17 protein-coding genes are annotated in these 17,709 nt (G+C 75.2%); 2 read left to right on the top strand and 15 right to left on the bottom strand.

The window, feature by feature from the left end; translation table 11 throughout:
- Window positions 1-64 precede the first annotated feature (64 nt).
- The 15 genes from ACSNOD_RS05005 to ACSNOD_RS04935 form a co-directional block, all read right to left on the bottom strand.
- Window positions 65-730 (bottom strand): class I SAM-dependent methyltransferase, encoded by a 666-nt coding sequence (locus ACSNOD_RS05005; RefSeq protein ID WP_436765497.1) that lies wholly within the window; start codon window positions 728-730, stop codon window positions 65-67.
- Entirely contained in the window at window positions 727-2,001 is a 1,275-nt protein-coding gene (locus ACSNOD_RS05000) for an acyl-CoA dehydrogenase family protein (protein WP_436765496.1), read from the bottom strand. Before ACSNOD_RS05000 ends, ACSNOD_RS05005 begins: the two co-directional genes overlap by 4 nt.
- On the bottom strand, window positions 1,998-2,258 hold the full coding sequence (locus tag ACSNOD_RS04995; RefSeq protein WP_436765495.1) for an acyl carrier protein: 261 nt from the start codon (window positions 2,256-2,258) through the stop codon (window positions 1,998-2,000). The genes ACSNOD_RS05000 and ACSNOD_RS04995 overlap by 4 nt, the downstream gene beginning before the upstream one ends.
- Entirely contained in the window at window positions 2,242-3,828 is a 1,587-nt protein-coding gene (locus ACSNOD_RS04990) for an amino acid adenylation domain-containing protein (protein ID WP_436765494.1), read from the bottom strand. Before ACSNOD_RS04990 ends, ACSNOD_RS04995 begins: the two co-directional genes overlap by 17 nt.
- Window positions 3,829-3,832: 4 nt before the next feature.
- Window positions 3,833-4,966 (bottom strand): acyl-CoA dehydrogenase family protein, encoded by a 1,134-nt coding sequence (locus ACSNOD_RS04985; RefSeq protein WP_436765493.1) that lies wholly within the window; start codon window positions 4,964-4,966, stop codon window positions 3,833-3,835.
- The gene (locus ACSNOD_RS04980; protein WP_436765492.1) at window positions 4,951-5,715 is read right to left on the bottom strand and encodes a tyrosine-protein phosphatase; all 765 of its coding nucleotides are present in this window, start codon (window positions 5,713-5,715) and stop codon (window positions 4,951-4,953) included. The genes ACSNOD_RS04985 and ACSNOD_RS04980 overlap by 16 nt, the downstream gene beginning before the upstream one ends.
- Window positions 5,712-7,043 carry a B12-binding domain-containing radical SAM protein gene (locus ACSNOD_RS04975; RefSeq protein WP_436765491.1) on the bottom strand — a complete coding sequence of 444 codons (1,332 nt, stop codon included), beginning with the start codon at window positions 7,041-7,043 and terminating at the stop codon, window positions 5,712-5,714. The genes ACSNOD_RS04980 and ACSNOD_RS04975 overlap by 4 nt, the downstream gene beginning before the upstream one ends.
- Window positions 7,040-7,780, bottom strand: coding sequence for a hypothetical protein (locus tag ACSNOD_RS04970; RefSeq protein WP_436765490.1), 741 nt, complete (start codon window positions 7,778-7,780; stop codon window positions 7,040-7,042). Before ACSNOD_RS04970 ends, ACSNOD_RS04975 begins: the two co-directional genes overlap by 4 nt.
- On the bottom strand, window positions 7,777-8,409 hold the full coding sequence (locus ACSNOD_RS04965) for a 2OG-Fe(II) oxygenase family protein (protein ID WP_436765489.1): 633 nt from the start codon (window positions 8,407-8,409) through the stop codon (window positions 7,777-7,779). Before ACSNOD_RS04965 ends, ACSNOD_RS04970 begins: the two co-directional genes overlap by 4 nt.
- Complete coding sequence (locus ACSNOD_RS04960; RefSeq protein ID WP_436765488.1) at window positions 8,406-9,170, bottom strand: alpha/beta hydrolase; 765 nt, start codon at window positions 9,168-9,170, stop codon at window positions 8,406-8,408. The genes ACSNOD_RS04965 and ACSNOD_RS04960 overlap by 4 nt, the downstream gene beginning before the upstream one ends.
- Window positions 9,167-10,117: a hypothetical protein gene (locus tag ACSNOD_RS04955; RefSeq protein ID WP_436765487.1), complete on the bottom strand. Its 951-nt coding sequence runs from the start codon at window positions 10,115-10,117 to the stop codon at window positions 9,167-9,169. Before ACSNOD_RS04955 ends, ACSNOD_RS04960 begins: the two co-directional genes overlap by 4 nt.
- Complete coding sequence (locus ACSNOD_RS04950) at window positions 10,114-12,243, bottom strand: hypothetical protein (RefSeq protein ID WP_436765486.1); 2,130 nt, start codon at window positions 12,241-12,243, stop codon at window positions 10,114-10,116. The genes ACSNOD_RS04955 and ACSNOD_RS04950 overlap by 4 nt, the downstream gene beginning before the upstream one ends.
- A 38-nt stretch (window positions 12,244-12,281) precedes the next feature.
- Complete coding sequence (locus tag ACSNOD_RS04945) at window positions 12,282-12,941, bottom strand: 2OG-Fe(II) oxygenase (protein ID WP_436765485.1); 660 nt, start codon at window positions 12,939-12,941, stop codon at window positions 12,282-12,284.
- A gap of 127 nt (window positions 12,942-13,068) precedes the next feature.
- On the bottom strand, window positions 13,069-13,956 hold the full coding sequence (locus tag ACSNOD_RS04940) for an aldo/keto reductase (RefSeq protein ID WP_436765484.1): 888 nt from the start codon (window positions 13,954-13,956) through the stop codon (window positions 13,069-13,071).
- A 99-nt stretch (window positions 13,957-14,055) separates the two neighbouring features.
- Window positions 14,056-14,259 (bottom strand): hypothetical protein, encoded by a 204-nt coding sequence (locus ACSNOD_RS04935; protein ID WP_436765483.1) that lies wholly within the window; start codon window positions 14,257-14,259, stop codon window positions 14,056-14,058.
- Window positions 14,260-14,557: 298 nt separating this feature from the next.
- Between ACSNOD_RS04935 and ACSNOD_RS04930 the strand changes: the two genes are divergently transcribed.
- Together ACSNOD_RS04930 and ACSNOD_RS04925 are read left to right on the top strand one after the other, a co-directional pair.
- Window positions 14,558-15,949, top strand: a complete 1,392-nt coding sequence (locus tag ACSNOD_RS04930; RefSeq protein ID WP_436765482.1) for a condensation domain-containing protein — start codon at window positions 14,558-14,560, stop codon at window positions 15,947-15,949.
- Window positions 15,946-17,709, top strand: a 1,764-nt coding sequence (locus ACSNOD_RS04925; RefSeq protein WP_436765481.1) for an IucA/IucC family protein, incomplete at its 3' end; no start/stop codon positions are given. The genes ACSNOD_RS04930 and ACSNOD_RS04925, both read left to right, overlap by 4 nt.

Raw genomic sequence — 17,709 nt, 5'->3', positions numbered from 1 at the left:
GCGTGTGCGGGTACGTCGCGGCGGGCGCGGGCCCGCCGGGCGGCGTCATGGGGACGAAGAGGCGTCAGGGCGCGGCGGGGCCCGGGAGCCCGTCGGGCCGGCGCCGGTAGAGGGTGAGCTTGCGCCGGGTGCGGAGCACCTCGAACCCGGCGGCGACGACCTCGTCGTGCATCACCGGCGTGGTGTAGACCAGGCGCACGGTGCGGGGGTTGCGCTCCTGGGAGGCGAGCACCGCCGCCAGGAAGGCGCGGAAGGTGTCCCCGATGAACGGGTTGAACAGGTGGAACACCGTGGCGTCGTCCGGCACCGCCCAGGCGGTGACGTCGGCGCGCACCAGCTCCACCCGGGAGCGGCGGGCGGGGTCGAGGGTCCCGACGTTGCGCACGGCGATCGCGTGCAGCTCCTCCGAGACCTCCACGCCGATCACCCGGCGGGCCCGGTAGCGGCTCACGGCGAACAGCACCACCCGCCCCTTGCCGGACCCCACGTCGACGAACACGTCGTCCGGCCCCACCTCGCGCGGCGGCAGCACCCGCGCCGTCAGCCAGGTCTCGGTGGGCTGGTAGACCCTCCGGTCCCCGTGGTGGTCGCCATTGGTGACGAAGGCGGTGGTCTCCACCCCGCGGAGCCGGTCGAAGGCGGCTCCGTAGCCGGCCCGGCGCAGGGTGCGCCCGAGCCGGCGGAGCCGCTCCACCGCCGAGGCCACCGCCGGGCCCACCGCCGGACTCACCGGGCGCCCTCGCGCTCCAGCGCGGCCCGACCGATGAAGTCGAGCGCCTCCAGCGGCGCGTACGGCTGCATGAACGCCCCGGCCCGCACGTCCCGGTAAATCCGGGAGAGCGGATGGGCCGACATGTACGCCCCGCCGCCCACGATCGTCATGGCGAGGTTCACCACGTCCGAGGCCACCGTGGTCACGGTGTCCTTGGCGCACTGGAACGCCACCATCATCTCCAGGGCCACCGCCGGGTCGACGTCGCCGGACGGGGCGTCCCGCAGCGCGTCGTCGGCGGTGGTCAGCGCCGCGCGCAGGGACGCGGTCGCGGTGGCGAGCTTGACCTCCATCTCGCCGATGACGTGCACCACCCCGGGGGGACGCCGGTTGGTGCCCGCCCGCATGCCCTTCGCCACCTGTGCGACGGCCAGGTCGCGGGCGGCCTCGGCGCACCCCAGGAACACGCCCTGGAGGGCGACGTTGGCCGCGGTGCGCGACTCCAGCGCCGAGGTCTCGGCCACGCCCCAGCGCCCGCGCACCGAGACCGCCTCGCGCGGCACGAACACGTCCTCCAGCAGCAGGTCGTTGCTGCCGGAGGTGCGCATGCCCAGGGCGTCCCAGCCGGGCACCACGGTCACGCCCGGCGCGTCGCGGTCGATCCGCGCCGAGGCGATCCGCCACTCGCCGTCCGAGCCCTCCGAGCCGCCTGAGCCGTTGCCACCGTCCGAGCCGCCGCCACCGTCCGCGCGCACCCGCACCCGTACGTAGAAGTGCGTGGCCAGCGCGGACAGGGTCACGAACACCTTGCGGCCGCTGACCCGGTAGCCGCCCTCGACGGGCACGGCCTCGGCCAGCACGTGGTCGTGGTCGGGGCCGGCCTCCGACGCGGCCCCACAGGTGATCATCGTGCCGTCGTTCATCCCGGTGAGCGCCTCGGCGTAGCCGTCGCGCGCCGCGCCGTCGCCGGCCGCGCCCCAGCGGCGCGCGAAGTACCACTCGCGGGCCAGCTGCATATGGACCGCGAGCGCGGTCCCGGCGTCGGCCCGGCCCAGCCGGTTCACCACGACGGCCAGGTCGTGCAGGGTGTCGACGCCGAGCCCGCCGAGCGCGGTGGGCACACAGGCGCCGAGCAGCCCGCTGGCCGCCATCTCCCGCAGGCTCTCCGGCGCCAGCCGCGCCGCCCGGTCGTCCTCGGCCACCCGCGCCGCGAGCGCCCCGGCCTGCTCCTCGGCGAGCAGCGCCGCCCGCTGCCCGGCCGCGGTCCGTGCGTTGAGGCCCCGACTCATGCCGGCGTGCCGCCCAGCCGGTCGGCGACGTACCGCTCGATGTCGGCGAGCGTGCCCAGGTTGCCGGGGACGATGTCGCGGTCGTCGACGTGGATGCCGTACTCCTCCTCCAGGTACGCCACCAGCGAGAGGATTCCCAGCGAGTCCAGGATGCCCTTCTCGATCAGCGGCAGGTCGGCGGTGAGCTCGTCCGCCGAGCCCTCCCAGCCGAGCTCCGTCACGATGAACTCCCGTACCCGCTCAGCGATGTCGCGCATGTGTGCTCCTCTCGATGTCAGCCTTGAGCTGCTGGTGGTCGATCTTGTCGTTGGGGGTCCTGGGCAGGGCGGCCACGATCCGCAGCCGCCACGGGACCATGTGGCCGGGCAGGAGGGTCCGGCAGTGGGCGGTCAGCCCGGCCGCGCTCACCTCGTGGCGCGGCACCACGAAGGCGGCGATCAGATGGCCGAACGCCTCGTCGGGGACGGCCACGACCGCGCATTCGAGCACCGCCGGGTGGGCGTGCAGGGCCCGCTCCACCTCGCCGAGCTCGACGCGGTGGCCGCGGGTCTTGATCTGCGCGTCCCGCCGGCCGATGAAGTGCCAGCGCCCCTCGGCGTCCCGGGTGACGACGTCACCGGTGCGGTACACCGGCACCCCGGGCCGGTCGGCGGCCGGCCGCAGGGCCCGCTCGGTCCGCGGCGCGTCCCCGAGGTAGCCGCGCATCACCGTCGGCCCCCGTACGCACAGCTCGCCCGGCTCGTCCACGCCGGCCCGGCGCCCGTCGTCGGTCTCGGCGAACACCTCCACCCCGGCGATGGGCACGCCGATCGGGAGCGCCGCGCAGTCCTCGGGGAGGGGGCGGGGCACGGGGTGGTAGGTGCAGACGTTGGTCTCGGTCGGCCCGTACAGATTGCAGAACCGGGCCCCGGGCAGCAGCTCCATGGCCCGCCGCAGCCGCGGCACCGCGTAGACCTCGCCCGCGAACAGCACCAGCCGCAGGTCGGGCAGGTCCCCGGCGCCCAGACCGCCCCGGGACACCAGCAGGTTCAGCACCGACGGCACCGAGTACCACACCGTGATCCGCCGGTCGCGGACGAACGCGGCGAGCAGGGTCGGGAAGGCCGCCGTGCCGGTGGGCACCGGCACCACCGCGGCGCCGGCCAGCGCGGCGGCGAAGACGTCGAACACCGACAGGTCGAAGTGGAGCGGGGCGTGGTTGGCCAGCCGGTCGGCCGGGGTCAGCGCGAACTCCGCGGCGGCCCAGCGGACGAAGGCCAGGGCGTTGCCATGGGTGATCATCACGCCCTTGGGGTCGCCCGTGGAGCCCGAGGTGTAGAGCACGTACGCCAGGTCGTCCGGGCCGACGGGAACCCGGGGCGGCTCGTCGGGCAGGCCGTCGGCCGCCTCGGCCGCCTCGGGGGCCACCACCTCGCGCACCGGGGAGCCGGGCCCGGCCAGGTCCGCGCGCAGCCGCTCGCCGTCCCCGGCCCCGGCGAGCACCACCCGCACCCCGGCGTCGGCCGTGATGCGGCGCAGCCGGGCGGCCGGGACCCCGGAGGGCAGCGGCACATAGGCGGCACCGGCCTTGAGCACGCCGTACACGCACGCCAGGGCGTCGGCCGTGCGCTCCAGGAACAGCCCCACCCGCTCGCCGCGGCGCACGCCCAGCGAGAGCAGCAGCCGGGCCACCCGGTCGGAGCGGCGGTCCAGTTCCGCGTAGCCGGTCTCCCGGTCGGCGTCGACCACCGCGACGGCGTCCGGGGTGCGGGCCGCGCTCTCGCGCAGCAGATCGTGCAGTACCCCGCCGGGGGCCGGCCGGTGGCCGCTCGTGTTGTCGCCGGTCACGTGCTCACAGCCCCAGCATCCGCGCGATGATGACGCGCTGGAGGTCGGAGGTGCCGGAGTAGATCCGGCTCGCCAGGGCGTCGCGCACGTCCCGCTCCTGGGCGGTGCCGGACATGTAGGCGTACGCGCCGTGCGTCTCGAACGCCGCCATGCTGGACTCGACGAGCGCCTCGCTCAGATACAGCTTGACGACGGAGGACTCCAGGCCGGTGCGCTTGCCGCGGTCCTTCAGCCAGGCCAGGCGGTACAGCATCAGCCGGGCGGCCTCCAGCCGGACCCGCATGTCCGCGATGCGGTTGGCGACCGACTGGTTGCGGCCGATCGGCGCCCCGAACCGGACGTGCCCGCGCGCGTGCTCGACCGACTCCTCCAGCTGCCGGCGCAGGGTGCCCACCGCGCCGGCGAGGATGAAGCTGCGCTCCCACTCCAGCGTGGTGTTGAACACCGTCATGCCCGCACCGGGGCCGCCGAGCAGCGCCGACGCCGGCACCCGGCAGCCGTCCAGGACGACCTCGCCCATGGGGGAGGAGCGCAGCCCCAGCTTCTCGACGGGCTCGCTCACGGACACGCCCGGCCGGTCGCGCTCGACGACGAAGGCGCACAGCCCCGCCGGGTCCCGCCTCTCCCCGGTCCGGGCGAGCACCACGAAGAGGTCGGCGACGGGCGCGTTGGTTATGAACGTCTTGACGCCGTCGAGGACGTAGTGGTCGCCGTTGCGCTCGGCGGTGGTGGTCACCGCGAGCGCGTCGGAGCCCGACCCGGTCTCCGTCACCGCCTGGACGCCGATGAGCGAGCCGTCGCACAGCGGCGGCAGATACCGGGCGCGCTGCTCGTCGTCGCCGAAGCGCCGGATCGGCAGCGCGCACGACCACATGTGGGCGCCCAGCGAGAACAGCAGACCGCTGTCGCGGCAGCCGTACCCCAGCTCCTCCAGCACCAGCACGGTGGTGAGCAGGTCGGCGCCCTGCCCGCCCAGCTCCCGGGGGAAGGGCAGGCCGTGCACCCCGAAGTCGGCGCAGCGCCGCCACAGATCGCGGGAGAACGGGCGGTCGGCCGGGCCGTCGTTCAGCTCGGCCCGCGCGAACCGCGCCGCCTCCTTCCGCATCTGCTCCTGCTCGGGGGTCAGCGCGAAGTCCACGCGCCGCTCTCCTCTCGTTCCTCGGTGCCGGCACGGGTGGTGTCGGTGGTGCCGGTGATGTTCTTGGCGTCCACGAGCAGCGCCGCGCGCAGCGCGGCGAACTCCCCCCGGGCCCGCTCCGGCGGCACGAGGGCGTCCGCCACGGCGAGGGCGGCGACGCACTCGGCGCCCACCACCGGGTGGATCTCCCGCCGCACGTCGCGCCACCGCGGCGGCAGCAGGTGCCGGCCGGCGGCGACGCGGTCGTTGCTCAGCTCGAAGTCGGCGCCGATGTCCGGGCCGGCCGCGCCCAGCCAGTGCAGCAGCAGCGCGGTGACCAGCCCGGTGCGGTCCTTGCCCAGTGAGCAGCCGACCACCACCGGCCCGCCGGTGAGGTCCTCGGCCACCCGGCGGGCGGCCCGCACGTAGTCGGGCATCGCCCGGCGGTAGCGCGCCGGCGCGCTGTCCTCGACCGTGCGGTCCGCCGGCAGGTCCGTCACCGGCAGCCGGCGCCACGCCCAGCCCCGGGCGAGGAGGGCGTCCGGTCCGCCGTCGCGGTCGATCTCCCGGTCGGTGCGCAGATCCGCGTAGACCGCGGGGCCGCCCACCAGGGAGGTCAGCGCGTCGGCGACGGGCTCCTCCAGCGACAGCAGGGCGGAGGAGCGCAGCAGCCGGCGCCCGCGCACGGCACGGCCGCACGCGGTGCGCAGCCCGCCGAGGTCGCGGAGGTTGGCGACCGAGCCGGTGAACAGGTGGCGCGGAGCGGTCATCCGGCGTCCGCGGTCGGGATGCGTTCGGTCGCGGGGGTGAGGTAGTCGTCACCGCGGTAGAGCAGCTCCAGGAACTCCCGCGGCTCGTACCCGGTGGTGGCGCGCACCTCCTCCGGGTCGACGAACAGCTGCCGGTTGAACCCGCTGAGCTCCCGCTCGGACATCTCCGGGCGCATCCGGTCGTACGGCGTGTAGAGCGTGGGACGCACCCGCGCGCCGGCCTTGGAGATCTCCTCCATGGTCCGGCGGGTGCCCTCCGGGGTGGTGCCCGGCAGGCCGACGATCAGGAAGCAGTTCAGCTCGACGCCGTGCTCGGCGCACCACGACGAGAGCTCCTCGAACCGGCGGCGGGGGGACTGCTTGATCCTCGGCAGCTCGCCCGCGCCCTCGTCCTCGAAGGTCTCCACGCCCACGCTGATGCGCACGCACCCGGCCCGCGCCATCCGGGCGACGAGGTTCTCGTCGAGGTGGTGCATGGTCGTCGCGCACTTCCACGGGTAGCGGCGCGGCTCGGCGTCCAGGGTGTCGCACAGCTCCAGCACCCAGCGCTTGTTCAGGGTGAACGTCGGGGCGTAGAACGCGACGTACTCGAACGGGTGGTCGGCGAAGGACCGCCTGATGTAGTCGACGACCCGGGGGACGTCGAGCCGGCGCTCGCGCAGCCCCTGCATGGTGGGCACGTCGCAGAAGTCGCAGCCGACCGGGCAGCCCCGGGCGACCGGCACGACCAGCTCGCGCCGCTCCGGTATGCCGCAGAACTTGCTCTCGTCCCGGCGGTAGAGGTTCTCGTACCGGGAGTACGGGATCTCCCGCACGTCGGGGAGCACCCACCGGTCGGCCGGGAGCCAGGTGCCCGGGCGGGCCGGCGGCTGCCAGCCGGAGGCGGTGCGCACGGCCACCCCGGCCGGGCCCGGCCCGTCGGGGCGCCCGGCCTCCAGCCAGCGGACCGTCTCCTCGACGGCCGCCTCGTAGTCGCCGCTGTGGGCCACGGCGTCGAGCTCCAGGCGCTCGAAGAAGCCGGGGTTCTGGTGGCTCAGCCGGCCGACCGTCATCACCGCGGCGTCCGGCAGCAGGGCGCGCGCGTAGTCGGCGGCCCGCCGCACCCCCTCGACCACGTCGAAGTCGTTGACCAGCACCACCAGGTCGTAGTCGCCCTGGAAGAGCCGGTCGGCGAACTCCTTCCAGGACTGGTTCAGCGCGCCGCCGTCGACCGCGTCGACCTCGTGCCCGAGCGAGCGCAGATAGGCCGAGACGGAGAACACCGGCAGATGGTGGCCCGCGTTGAAGTAACTGGGGACGTGCGGTGGCCAACACACAAGGATCTTCATGGCCGTACTCCTCCTTCGGTGCCGTGACGCCCCGCGGCCCGGCAGGTGGTGGTGGTCGTGGTGAGACGGCGGACCGCCTCCCGTGCCTCCCCCAGGGGAAGCACCGTGGCGGCGACGCCCCGGGCGCGCAGCCGGCGCCGTACCGCGGCCACGCGCGAGCCGAACGGGCCCGGGGCGACGGCGACGAGCAGCGGGGCGGCACTGCTCGCCCGCACCCGCTCGACGCCGCGCCACCAGTCCCGGCTGCGGAACCGCAGCACCATGCGCAGCAGCGGCAGGAAGTCGCGCGTGGCCCGCACCGGGACGCCGGCCGCGGCCTCGGCGCGCACCCGGGCGGGCAGCGCCGTCAGGTCGCCGGCCCCGATCCGGCGGGCGCGCGCGACCACCCGGAACAGACAGGTCGCCGTGGGCGCGTCCAGCAGCAGCACGAGGTCCGCGCGCGGCGCCCGGCGCTCGATGGTCGGCAGGTAGTTGCCGTCAATGATCCAGCGCTCGGCCGCGGTCAGCGCGTCGAGCCGCCGCTCCCAGGTCTCGGGGCGGGGCCGGCCCCAGCCGGCCTCCCAGTACTCGTCGTCGAGATGGCGCGCCGGCAGGCCGGTCGCCGCCGAGAGCGCCTTCGTCAGGGTCGTCTTGCCCGAACCGGGGGAGCCCAGGACGAGCAGCCGGCGCACCGGGCGGTCGGCGCCGGCCGAGGCCGGGGGCGTGCTGGCGGGCATGGGCCGCGTGGACCGCGTCATGGGCGCAGCCCGTGGACGAGCAGCGACATCCGGGCGGCCGCCGAGCCGTCCGACACCCGGGCGACCTGGTGCCAGGAGTTCGGCGCCTGGGCGAGCAGCGCGGACGCGCCCAGCCGGGGCACGACGCTGCCCACGACCGAGGCGGGGTCCGGGCCGCCCAGGATGTCCAGACAGCCGCCCCACTCCGGGCGCCACTCGGCGTTGAAGTACACGATGTGGCTGAACAGCTTGTCGTCGCGGTCGGTGTGCGGCTCCAGCCAGTCGCCCGGGGCGTGCCGCACCAGCCGCACCTCCACCTCGGCCGCCTGCTCCTGCCCGAGGACCGTCGCCACGCGCCGGCGGTACTCCTCGCTCAGCACGTCGTCCAGCAGGTCCTGCCACAGCCCCGGCAGCGGCGGCGCGGCGGCGTCCGTGCCCGGCCCGAACAGCTGGCGGGAGTAGTTGCGGTAGGTCTTGCCGCGGGCCCGGTCGGCCCGGTCCCGCCGGGTGAACCCGTCGACGGGGAACGACGCGGCCAGCTCCCGCGCGACCCGCGCGTCGAAGAGCTCGCCCGGCTCGGTGCTCAGCCAGCGATAGGGGTGGTCGTGGGCGGTGCGCCGCGACCACGCGTCACTCAGCACCCGCGTCATCGCCGCACCCCTTCCTCGCCCGGCGCGGCGGCGGGCGCCGACCGGTCCAGCCAGTCGAGGGCCGCCGCCGTGAACGCCTCCTGCGCCGACACCCGTTGCAGGCCGTGGGCCTGGCCGGGCACGGTCCGCACGGTCAGCGGGGAGCCGGGGGCCAGGAGCTCGCCCAGCGGCCCGGCCGACGCCATCCGGACGTCGCGGTGGGAGGGGTCCTCCTCGCCGTAGAACAGCAGGGTCGGCACCCGGCGGTCCCGCAGCGTCCGCAGCCGGTCCAGGAAAAGCGGGCCCACCTCGTCGAGGGTCGCCGCCTCGCCCCGGCCCGCGTCGCCGACCGGCGGGGAGAGCAGCACCAGCGACTCCAGCGCGGGGTGGCCGGCCAGCGTGTGCAGGGCGGCCCGGGCGCCGAAGCAGGAGCCCACGGCGGCGATCCGGCGCGACCCGGCCTCGGTCAGACACGCCACCGCGGCGCTCACATCGGCCGGGTTCGGGGAGTCGAGCGCGTAGTCGGAGATGACCCCGGTGCTCTCGCCGACCCCGCGGTAGTCCAGCCGCAGCACCCGGTGGCCGCGGCCGGCGAGCCGCCGCGCGAGCGTGACGAACATCCGGTTGCGGTTGGTGGACAGCACATAGACGCCGCCCGACAGCAGCAGCACGCCGGTGCCGCTGGGCTCGCCGACGGGCTCGGTCACGACGGCGAACAGCCGCTCCCCGTCCGCGTCCAGATAGCAGGGGCGCTCGTCGTACGCGGTCGCGGGCCCGTTCACCGCGCCCTCCCCGCCGCCGACTCCAGCCAGGTCACGGTCTCCTCCACCAGGGAGCGCACCGACGGCCGCCCCTCCTCCGGCTCCCACCGCGGGTTGTGCAGCCACCAGGACCCGTCCTCCTCCAGACACGCGGTGGACACCGCGAAGCCGCGACCCCGCAGCTCCTCGCCCCGCCGCTCCAGCGCCCGGCGGGCCCGCTCGCCCGCCGCGATCTCCACCAGGCGCAGCTTCCGGGGCTCCGCGCCCAGCTCGCCGTCGAACGACAGCTCCAGGGCGGAGGCGTAGAGCGCCGGGTGCACGGTGTAGCCGACGATGTCGGCCGGGGCACCCGACTCCAGGGCGCTGCGCGGGTCGTCGGAGCCGGTGATGCCGGCGGCGAGCCGGCCCGCCTGGCCCACGCGCAGCAGCGTCCGGAAGTAGTCGGCCCCGGAGCGCGGGGCGCCCCACACGGCCAGCGGGCGGGCGCCGGGCCGGCCGGCCGCGGCGGCCACCAGCGCGCCGAACTTCGTGCCGAAGAACACCGAGTCACGGGCGCCGGAGGCGTCGAGCGCCCAGCGCTCGGCGAGCCGGGCGTCGGCCACCATGCGGTCGAAGCCCTCCTCGCCGTCGTCGCTGTGGCCCACGCCCAGGTAGTGGAAGCGCACGGCGGCCAGCCCCCGCTCGGCGGCGAGCCGGGCGAGCAGCACCTCGCGCCGGTAGTTGTACTTCCACTCGGCCCCGATCGAGGAGCAGATGACGACCAGACCGGACGGCTCGCCGGCCGGGCGGTGCAGACACGCGAAGATCGAGGCGCCGCGCTCGCCGAGGAACGCGGGGGTCTCGATGGTGCCGTTCAGGCGCAGCTCGGAGGCGGCGCCCGGGCGGTGGCCCGCAGGCGACGGGGTCATCGGCGCGGTCACCGGCGCGGTCGTCGCGCCGGGCGCGGCCGGCGTGTTCGTCCCGCTCATCGCGCGGTCACCTCCGCCGGGCCGGCGGCCCCGGGCCCGCCGGGGAGCTCGTCGGAGAGCCCATCGGGCAGGCCGTCCGGCAGGCCGACGAACCGCACCCGCAGATACGCCAGGTCGAACGCCGAGGCCGCCACCAGCCGCACGCTGTGCAGATCGACCCCCAGGTCGTGCGGCAGCGGGAAGGAGAAGTCGACGAGCTGGTCGCGGGCGGGCACGGCCCGCTCCTCCTCGTGCACACAGACGCCGTTGGCCTTGTCGAAGAACCGCAGATACAGCTGTACGGTGCCGGCCACGGCGGTGTCCGGGGCCGTGAGGCGCACCCGCAGCCGGAAGTCCCCGCCACCGGGCCGGCCGGTACGGGGGTACGACTCGGCGGCGAGCGCGAGGCCCCCCGCCCGGTACTCGGCCAGCGGCCCGCACACCAGGCACAGTTCGGCCACCCGCAGCGCGTCGGCGGGCTCGCCCCGGCCGAAGCGGTGCAGCTCGACGGGGGTGCCGCAGCGCCCGCAGGGGCCACCGGCCAGGATGCCGAGCGGCGCCTGGTCGTAGTGGCCGAGGTCGAAGGCGTCGAGCGTCTCCCGGGCGTCGAGCGCGAGCCGGCCCACGGCGCGGTCCCACGCCGGCACGGCGAGCCGCAGCAGCGCGGTGGTGCGCAGCAGCCGGCGCAGCGGCTCGCCCTCCGGGCTCTTCTCCACCCACTTCAGGCTGTTGAGCGCGGAGCGTTCGAGCCGCTCGAACCGCTCCACCAGGGGCTCGGTGAGGGGCGCGCCGCGCTCGCCGAGCCAGGCGCGGGCCGAGCGCAGCAGCCGGCGGCCGCGCTCGGCCCGCGCCAGCAGCTCCACCAGCCAGTCCTGGACCTCCGCGCGCCGGCGGGCGGCCTCGGCTTCCTCCGACCCGTCCGGCCCGTCCGACCGGTCCGGCCCGTTCGACGTGTCCGAGGCGTCCGACCGGTGCGTCCCGCCGTCGCCGTCGGCGGCCGGCCGGGGCGCCCCGGCCGCACGGGCCGCGACGACGGTCCGCGGGTCGCCGTGCAGCACGAACGCGTGCGGCTGCCCGATGCGGGCGCTCAGCGCGTTGAGCCGGGCGACGACCGCGCCGAGCGCGCCGCCCTCGGCCAGGCACGCGAGGAGCTCCTCCAGCATCTCGTCGGGCACGATGAGCGGCCGCACCGGCGCCACCACGGCGCCGGAGCGCCCCTCGGCCAGTGCCAGGGCCATCGACACCGGCGACGGATACAGCTCACCGGCCACGTTGAAGCCGTTGCAGCAGAGGAAGAACGTGACGTGGCCGCCCAGTTCGTCCCCGAAGACGGTGTCCGCGCCCATCGGCTCGGCCCGCTTGCACACCCGCTCGTCCCGGCGGCACCCGTGCGCCGGCACCTCGGGGAACTCGGTCTCGTCGAGCAGCCCGCACACCACCACGCCGGGCAGCTTGGCGTGCCCGCCCTCGCCGTGGCTGCGCAGCACCTTGACCAGCGCGGGCCGGCGCAGCCGGGCGCCCAGCTCGGCCGCGGGTTCCCCGGCGTTCTCCTCCTGCCGGTGCGAGGGCGCGTCGAACACGTCCACGCCCGAGAGCTCCCCGCCCGGGCGCAGCAGCGCCTTGGCGACGGCGTACGACAGGGCCGCCTCGTCCCGGCCGCACAGGAACCCCACGGAGGTGCCCGCGTCCGCGGCGGCGGCGGACAGGCGGACGAGCGCCGCCACGGTCAGGTCCGCCGCCGGGGCGATCACCACGGCGTGCGGCTCGCCGCAGCGCGCCAGCGCGTCCACGACCCCGTCCAGATCGGAGCGGAGCGTCAGGGAGGCCCCCGACACGGCCGCGTACACGCTCGCCGCGGTGCGCGCCGGCCCGCCCCAGCCGATCACCGCGCAGCCGGCGGCCGCGGGGGCGTCACCGGCCGGGGGCGCGGGTACGGGGGCGCCATCGGCCGATGGCGCGGTGGCGGGGGCGACGGCCACCGGCTCGTCACGGCCGTCGAGCACCTCGCGCCACAGCCGCCGCTTGGCCGGCGACGACGGCAGCAGACAGGGGACGAGGTCCGGGCCGGCCGCGGCGGCCAGACCGGCGTACTCCTCGGCGGAGCCGGCCCAGCGGACCTTGCCGCCGGGCCGCTGAACACGCGGCATGGATGTCCTCGGAAGGGGAGTGGGGCCGGGGGGAGTGCTCACTCGCCCCAGAACCAGACCTGGAGCAGCTTGCGGGAGCGCTGCTGGCCCCGCGGGATCGCCGACACCGAGTGCCAGGCGTTGTCGGTGCGCCGCAGCACGATGGCGTTGTTCGGCAGCGGCGGGATCTCCGTGTGCACGTCCTGAGGGTCGTTCGAGCCCAGCACCCGGAAGCAGCCGCCCAGGTCCTCGGTCCAGTTCTCCGTCAGGTACATCAGATGCGTGACGATCTTGTGGGGCTTGTCCACGTGCGGCTGGAAGAACGCGCCCTCGTCGAACCGCCAGAAGTGCGCCTGCATGCGCAGCGGGCGCACGTCGACGCCCGTGACGTCGCTCAGCCGCTCCCGGTACTCGGGGGACAGCAGGTCGTCCACCACCGCCAGCCAGCGGTCGTCGAGTTCGGCCGGCTCGTGGGGGCGGGTCTCGCCCAGCTCCAGCAGCGCCCGCGTCGCCACGTTGTGCTGGTACCAGGCGTCGGTGCCGCGCCGGCCCAGCGTCTCCAGGATGCGGCGCTGCGAGTGCCACTCGAAGCCCGTCGTGGGGAACGCGTCGATCAGCGCCTGCGGATCGCGCAGCGCGTTCCCGTAGAACGCCCACGGGAACGGGTCGGTGCGCATCTCGGCGGAGCCCAGCGCGTCCAGGTCGATCATGTTGGTCATCGGCGTGCCCTTCGGAAGGTCGAGGCGTCGGCGTCCGTGCGCGCCGGCCCGCACAGCGGGACGGCGACGGACGGGAGCAGTGGCGGGACGGGAGCGGCGGCGGGACGGGAGCGGCGGTGAGACGCGGTCAGCGCCGATCGGTCAGCCCGAGGAGGTAGCGGACGTCGGACTCCGCCAGCTCCGCCGGGTCGGTCCCGGCGGCGTCGCGGATCTGCTCGGGGGAGGAGCCGCCGACGACGACGGCGGACACCTCGCGGTGGGCGAGCAGGGCGCCCAGCGCCGTCCGCGCCGGCGACAGCCCGAGGTCGGCGGCCACGCGGCGGACCCGCTCCAGCGCGGCGAACCCCTCGGGCCCCCAGTAGCCGACGCCCTTGGACGTGCGCAGCGGATGGCCGGGCGGGGGCGGGCGCTCCCGGTCGTACCGGCCGCCGAACAGGCCGCGGGCGAGCGGTGACGCCGCCAGCAGCCCGGTGCCGTACGGGCCGGCCACCTGGCGCAGGTCCTCCAGCCGGGCCCGCTCGACGAGATTGAGCTGTGCCTGCACGCTGGTGACCGCCGCGCCACCCGCCGCCCGCGCCACGTGCTGGGCCTCGACGAGCTGCCAGGCCCGCACGTTGCACAGGCCGTAGTAGAGGACCTTGCCCTGCCGCACCAGGTCCTGGAGGGCGTCGAGCGTCTCGGCGACGGGGGTGGCGGGATCGGGGGCGTGGAGCTGGTAGAGATCCAGATAGTCGCAGCCGAGCCGCCTCAGGCTGCCCTCGACCGCGGTGCGGACGCTCTTGCGGCTCGCGCCCGGGTACGGGCCGGCGTGCCGGAACTTGGTCGCCACGACACACCGGTCGCGCCGGCCGGCCAGGGCCCTGCCCAGCAGCCGTTCGCTCTCGCCGTCACCGTAGGAGTCCGCGGTGTCGAAGAAGGTCAGGCCCGCGTCGTACGCGGCGTGGACGACGGCCGTCGCGTCGGCGCCCCGGACATCGGTGCCGAACCGGCCACAGCCCACCGCGACTCGTGGCACCCGGAGTCCCGAGGACCCGAGCGTGGTGACCAACACGGTGTGCGTTTCCCTCTCAGATACTGCCGCGGCGGGCTGCCGACAGGCCTCTCGGGCCCGGGATCACCAGCTGACGCGCATCTGCTGGACGTGGCGCTCGGCCAGGCCCTCGCCGATCAGCGCCTCCACGTCACCGTCGAGCAGCGCCTGCCGCTGGGTGTCGGTCAGCGCATAACGCCGGGCCACCTCGGTGGGATTCAACTCCCACTCGCGCTGAATTTCCGCGTCCCCGGCCAGGTCGTCCAAAAGAGCGTTGACGTCGCGCATGGAACCTTCTCCACTGTGCATTTTCAAACCTGTTCCGGGTATTGCTGGTTAACGCCTCGGCGAGATCCGTTGGACCCTATTCGACCGCCTCTTCGGGTGTCAACCGCGCTCCAACGGCCCTGACCTGCCCAACTACCGGTAAGCGGGGGCTGATAGTCTCGACGCCTCCCACCTGGACAACTGCGGCGGCAATTCGGCCGAACCGGCCTTGTCGCGTACCGCCCGTGCCGTCACCGGGCGTTGTCGCGCGGCCACAAAGCGGCCACAAAGGGGCCACTATTTCGGAAGGCAGGAGCCCATGACCGAGGAAGTGGCGTCGGCGGTCACCGGATTGCCCCTGTCCACCCGGCAGGACTGGTGCTGGGAGTGGACCCGCAGCTATTCCCCCACCTCGTTCTCCATCGATCTGACGGAAATGGCGCACCTGCGCGGCCCGTTGGACACCGGGGCCCTGCGCGACGCGCTCGCCGAGATCCAGACGCGGCACGACGCGCTGCGCCTGCGGCTGGTGGACACCGGGGCCCCGCCGCTGTCCGTGGTACGTCCGCGCCAGGAGCTGTGCCCCGAGCCGTTCCCGCTGGAGGTGGTGACGGTCACCGACGGCCGCGGCGCCCCCGAGGCCGTCCGGGAGGTCGCGGACCGGCCGTTCGAGTTCACCCGCCAGCTGACCCGGCCGACGCTGGTGCGGCTCTCCCCGGACGACCACGTGCTGGTGCTCGGCTTCCACCACCTGGTCTTCGACGGTGCCAGCGGCCCGGCCCTCCTGGCCCAGCTGGCCGACGCCTACAACCGGCGCGTCGACCCCGGGCACACCCCGGCGCCGGCGCCCGCGCCCTTCAGCTACGTCGACCTCATCCGGCGGGAGAACACCCCGGAGGCCCTCGCCGGCACCGAGGCCCGGCTCGCCGCCTGGGCGGACCGGCTCCGCGACCACGGCGCCACCGAGACGCTGCCCGGCCGCCCCGGGGCCACCCACCCGCTGGCGGCCGACTACCGGAGCGTCCCCGTCGAGTTCGCGTTCGACGACATCCGCCGGCTGCGGAGCGCCGCCCGCCGCCGGCGCGTCACCCTCTACTCCCTGCTGCTCGCCGCGCTCGCCCGCGCGGTCGGCGCCGTGTACGAGCGCGACCGCCTCGTCTGCTCGACCCTCGCGCACGGGCGCACCCGGCCGGGCTCCGCCACCGCCCTCGGCCTGTTCTGCAACATGGTGGGCTTCCCCGTCGACCTGCGGCAGCCCTCCCCGGACGACCTCGCCCGGCATGTCAACGCCCTGGTCAAGGAGGCGTCCACGGACGCCGTCGAGGTGCCCTACGGGCGGCTCGCCACCACGCTGCTGGGCCGCGAGGGCGACGACGCCTTCTACCGCAGCTCCCTGGCACAGGTGGAGTTCCGGCTCAGCGGGGTCACCGGCCTCTTCCTCGACCGGCCGATCGACCGGCTGCCGTTCCACGGCCTGGACGCCCGGCTCCGCGCGTACCCGCGCACGGTGCCGCCGCTGCGCTACGCCTCCCCCCAGGCGGCCCGCGCCAGCGCCGCCACGCTCTTCCTCGATCTGCGGGCCGAGGGCGACCGGCTCACCGGCGGTCTGTACTACGAGGCGCACCGGCACGACGAGCACACCGTCCAGGCGGTGGTCACCGGGTTCCGGCGGTCGCTGGACGAGCACGCCCCGACGGCGGAGGCCCGATGAGCGCCCCCGCGTCCGCGCCCGTACCCGTACCGGGCCCCGAACTCGTACCGAATGCCGCGCCCGAACCCGTACCGGGCCCCGAACTCGTACCGAATGCCGCGCCCGTACCCGTACCCGCACCGGGCCCCGGGCCCGCGCAGGCGCCCGTGCCGGACCCCGTCTCGTGGGGCGCCGCCAACCGGCTGCTGGTCCGCAAGGCCCTCGCCGAGTTCTCCCATGAGCGGCTGCTCGCCCCCCGCCCCGAGGGCGACGGCCGCTACGCGGTCGACAGCGACGACCGGAGCGTCACCTACCGCTTCGCCGCCCGCGTCCTCGCCCTCGACCACTGGGCGATCGACGCCGACACCCTCAGCCGCCACCGGGGCGGGCGTGAACTGCCGCTGGACGCGATGGACTTCTTCGTCGAGCTGCGGGAGACCCTCGGGCTGAGCGACGCGATCCTGCCCGTGTACCTGGAGGAGATCGCCTCCACCCTCGCGGCCCGCGCCCGCTCCCTCGCCGCGCCGCGGCCCCCGGCGGCGGAGCTCGCCCGCGCGGACTTCCAGGACATCGAGGCCGGGATGACCGAGGGCCACCCCTGTTTCGTCGCCAACAGCGGCCGCATCGGCTTCGACGGCTTCGAGAGCCGGCGGTTCGCCCCCGAGGCGGGCGTGCCCGTGCGCCTGGTGTGGCTGGCCGCGCTGCGGGAGCACTCCACCTTCACCTCCTGCGCGGACCTGGACTACGACGGGCTGATCCGCTCCGAGCTGGACGACGCCGTCCTCGACCGCTTCGCCGGGACACTCGCGCGCCACGGCCTCGGCCTCGACGACGTCCACCTCATCCCCGTGCACCCCTGGCAGTGGTGGAACAGGCTGTCGGTGACCTTCGCCGGGGAGATCGCCCGCCGCCGGCTCGTCTGCCTCGGCCACGGCGACGACGCCTACCGGGCCCAGCAGTCCGTCCGCACCTTCTTCAACACCACCGACCCGGCCAGGCGCTATGTGAAGACGGCGCTGTCCGTGGTCAACATGGGGTTCGTCCGGGGCCTGTCCGCCGAGTACATGAGGGCCACCCCGGCGATCAACGACTGGGTGGCCGCGCTCGTCGCCGGTGACGAGGTGCTGCGGCGGGCCGGCTTCTCGATCATCCGGGAACAGGCGGCCGTCGGGTACCACCACGAGCACTACAACGCCGTCACCCCGCCGGGGCACCCGTACCGCAAGATGCTCGCGGCGCTGTGGCGGGAGAGCCCGGTGCCGACGCTGGAGCCGGGGCAGCGGCTGGCCACCATGGCCTCGCTGCTCCATGTCGACGCGCACGGCGACCCCTTGGTGGGCGCGCTCATCGCTGAGTCCGGCCTGTCACCGGCCGCCTGGCTGCGCCGCTACCTCGACGCCTACCTCACCCCGCTGCTGCACTGCTTCCACGCCTACGGCCTGGCGTTCATGCCGCACGGCGAGAACGTCATCCTGGTGCTGGAGAACGGCGTGCCGCGCCGGGCGTTCCTCAAGGACACGGGCGAGGAGGTCGTGCTGATGGACGCCGACGCCCCGCTGCCGCCCGAACTGGAGCGCATCCGGTCCGTCATGTCCGGCGAGTACCAGGCGCTGGCGATCCTGACGGACGTCTTCGACGGCTTCTTCCGGTATCTCGGCGCGCTGTTCGACGCGGCCGGGCTGCTCGACGAGGACGGGTTCTGGGGGACGGTCGCCGAGTGCGTGATCGATTACCAGCGCTCCGCGCCCCATCTCGCGGAGCGGTTCGCGGAGTGCGACCTG

Source organism: Streptomyces sp. URMC 123 (assembly GCF_051386515.1).
Lineage (GTDB): Bacteria > Actinomycetota > Actinomycetes > Streptomycetales > Streptomycetaceae > Streptomyces.
The sequence above is the reverse complement of the archived record's forward strand: the minus strand, read 5'-3'. Positions and strand labels throughout refer to the sequence as shown.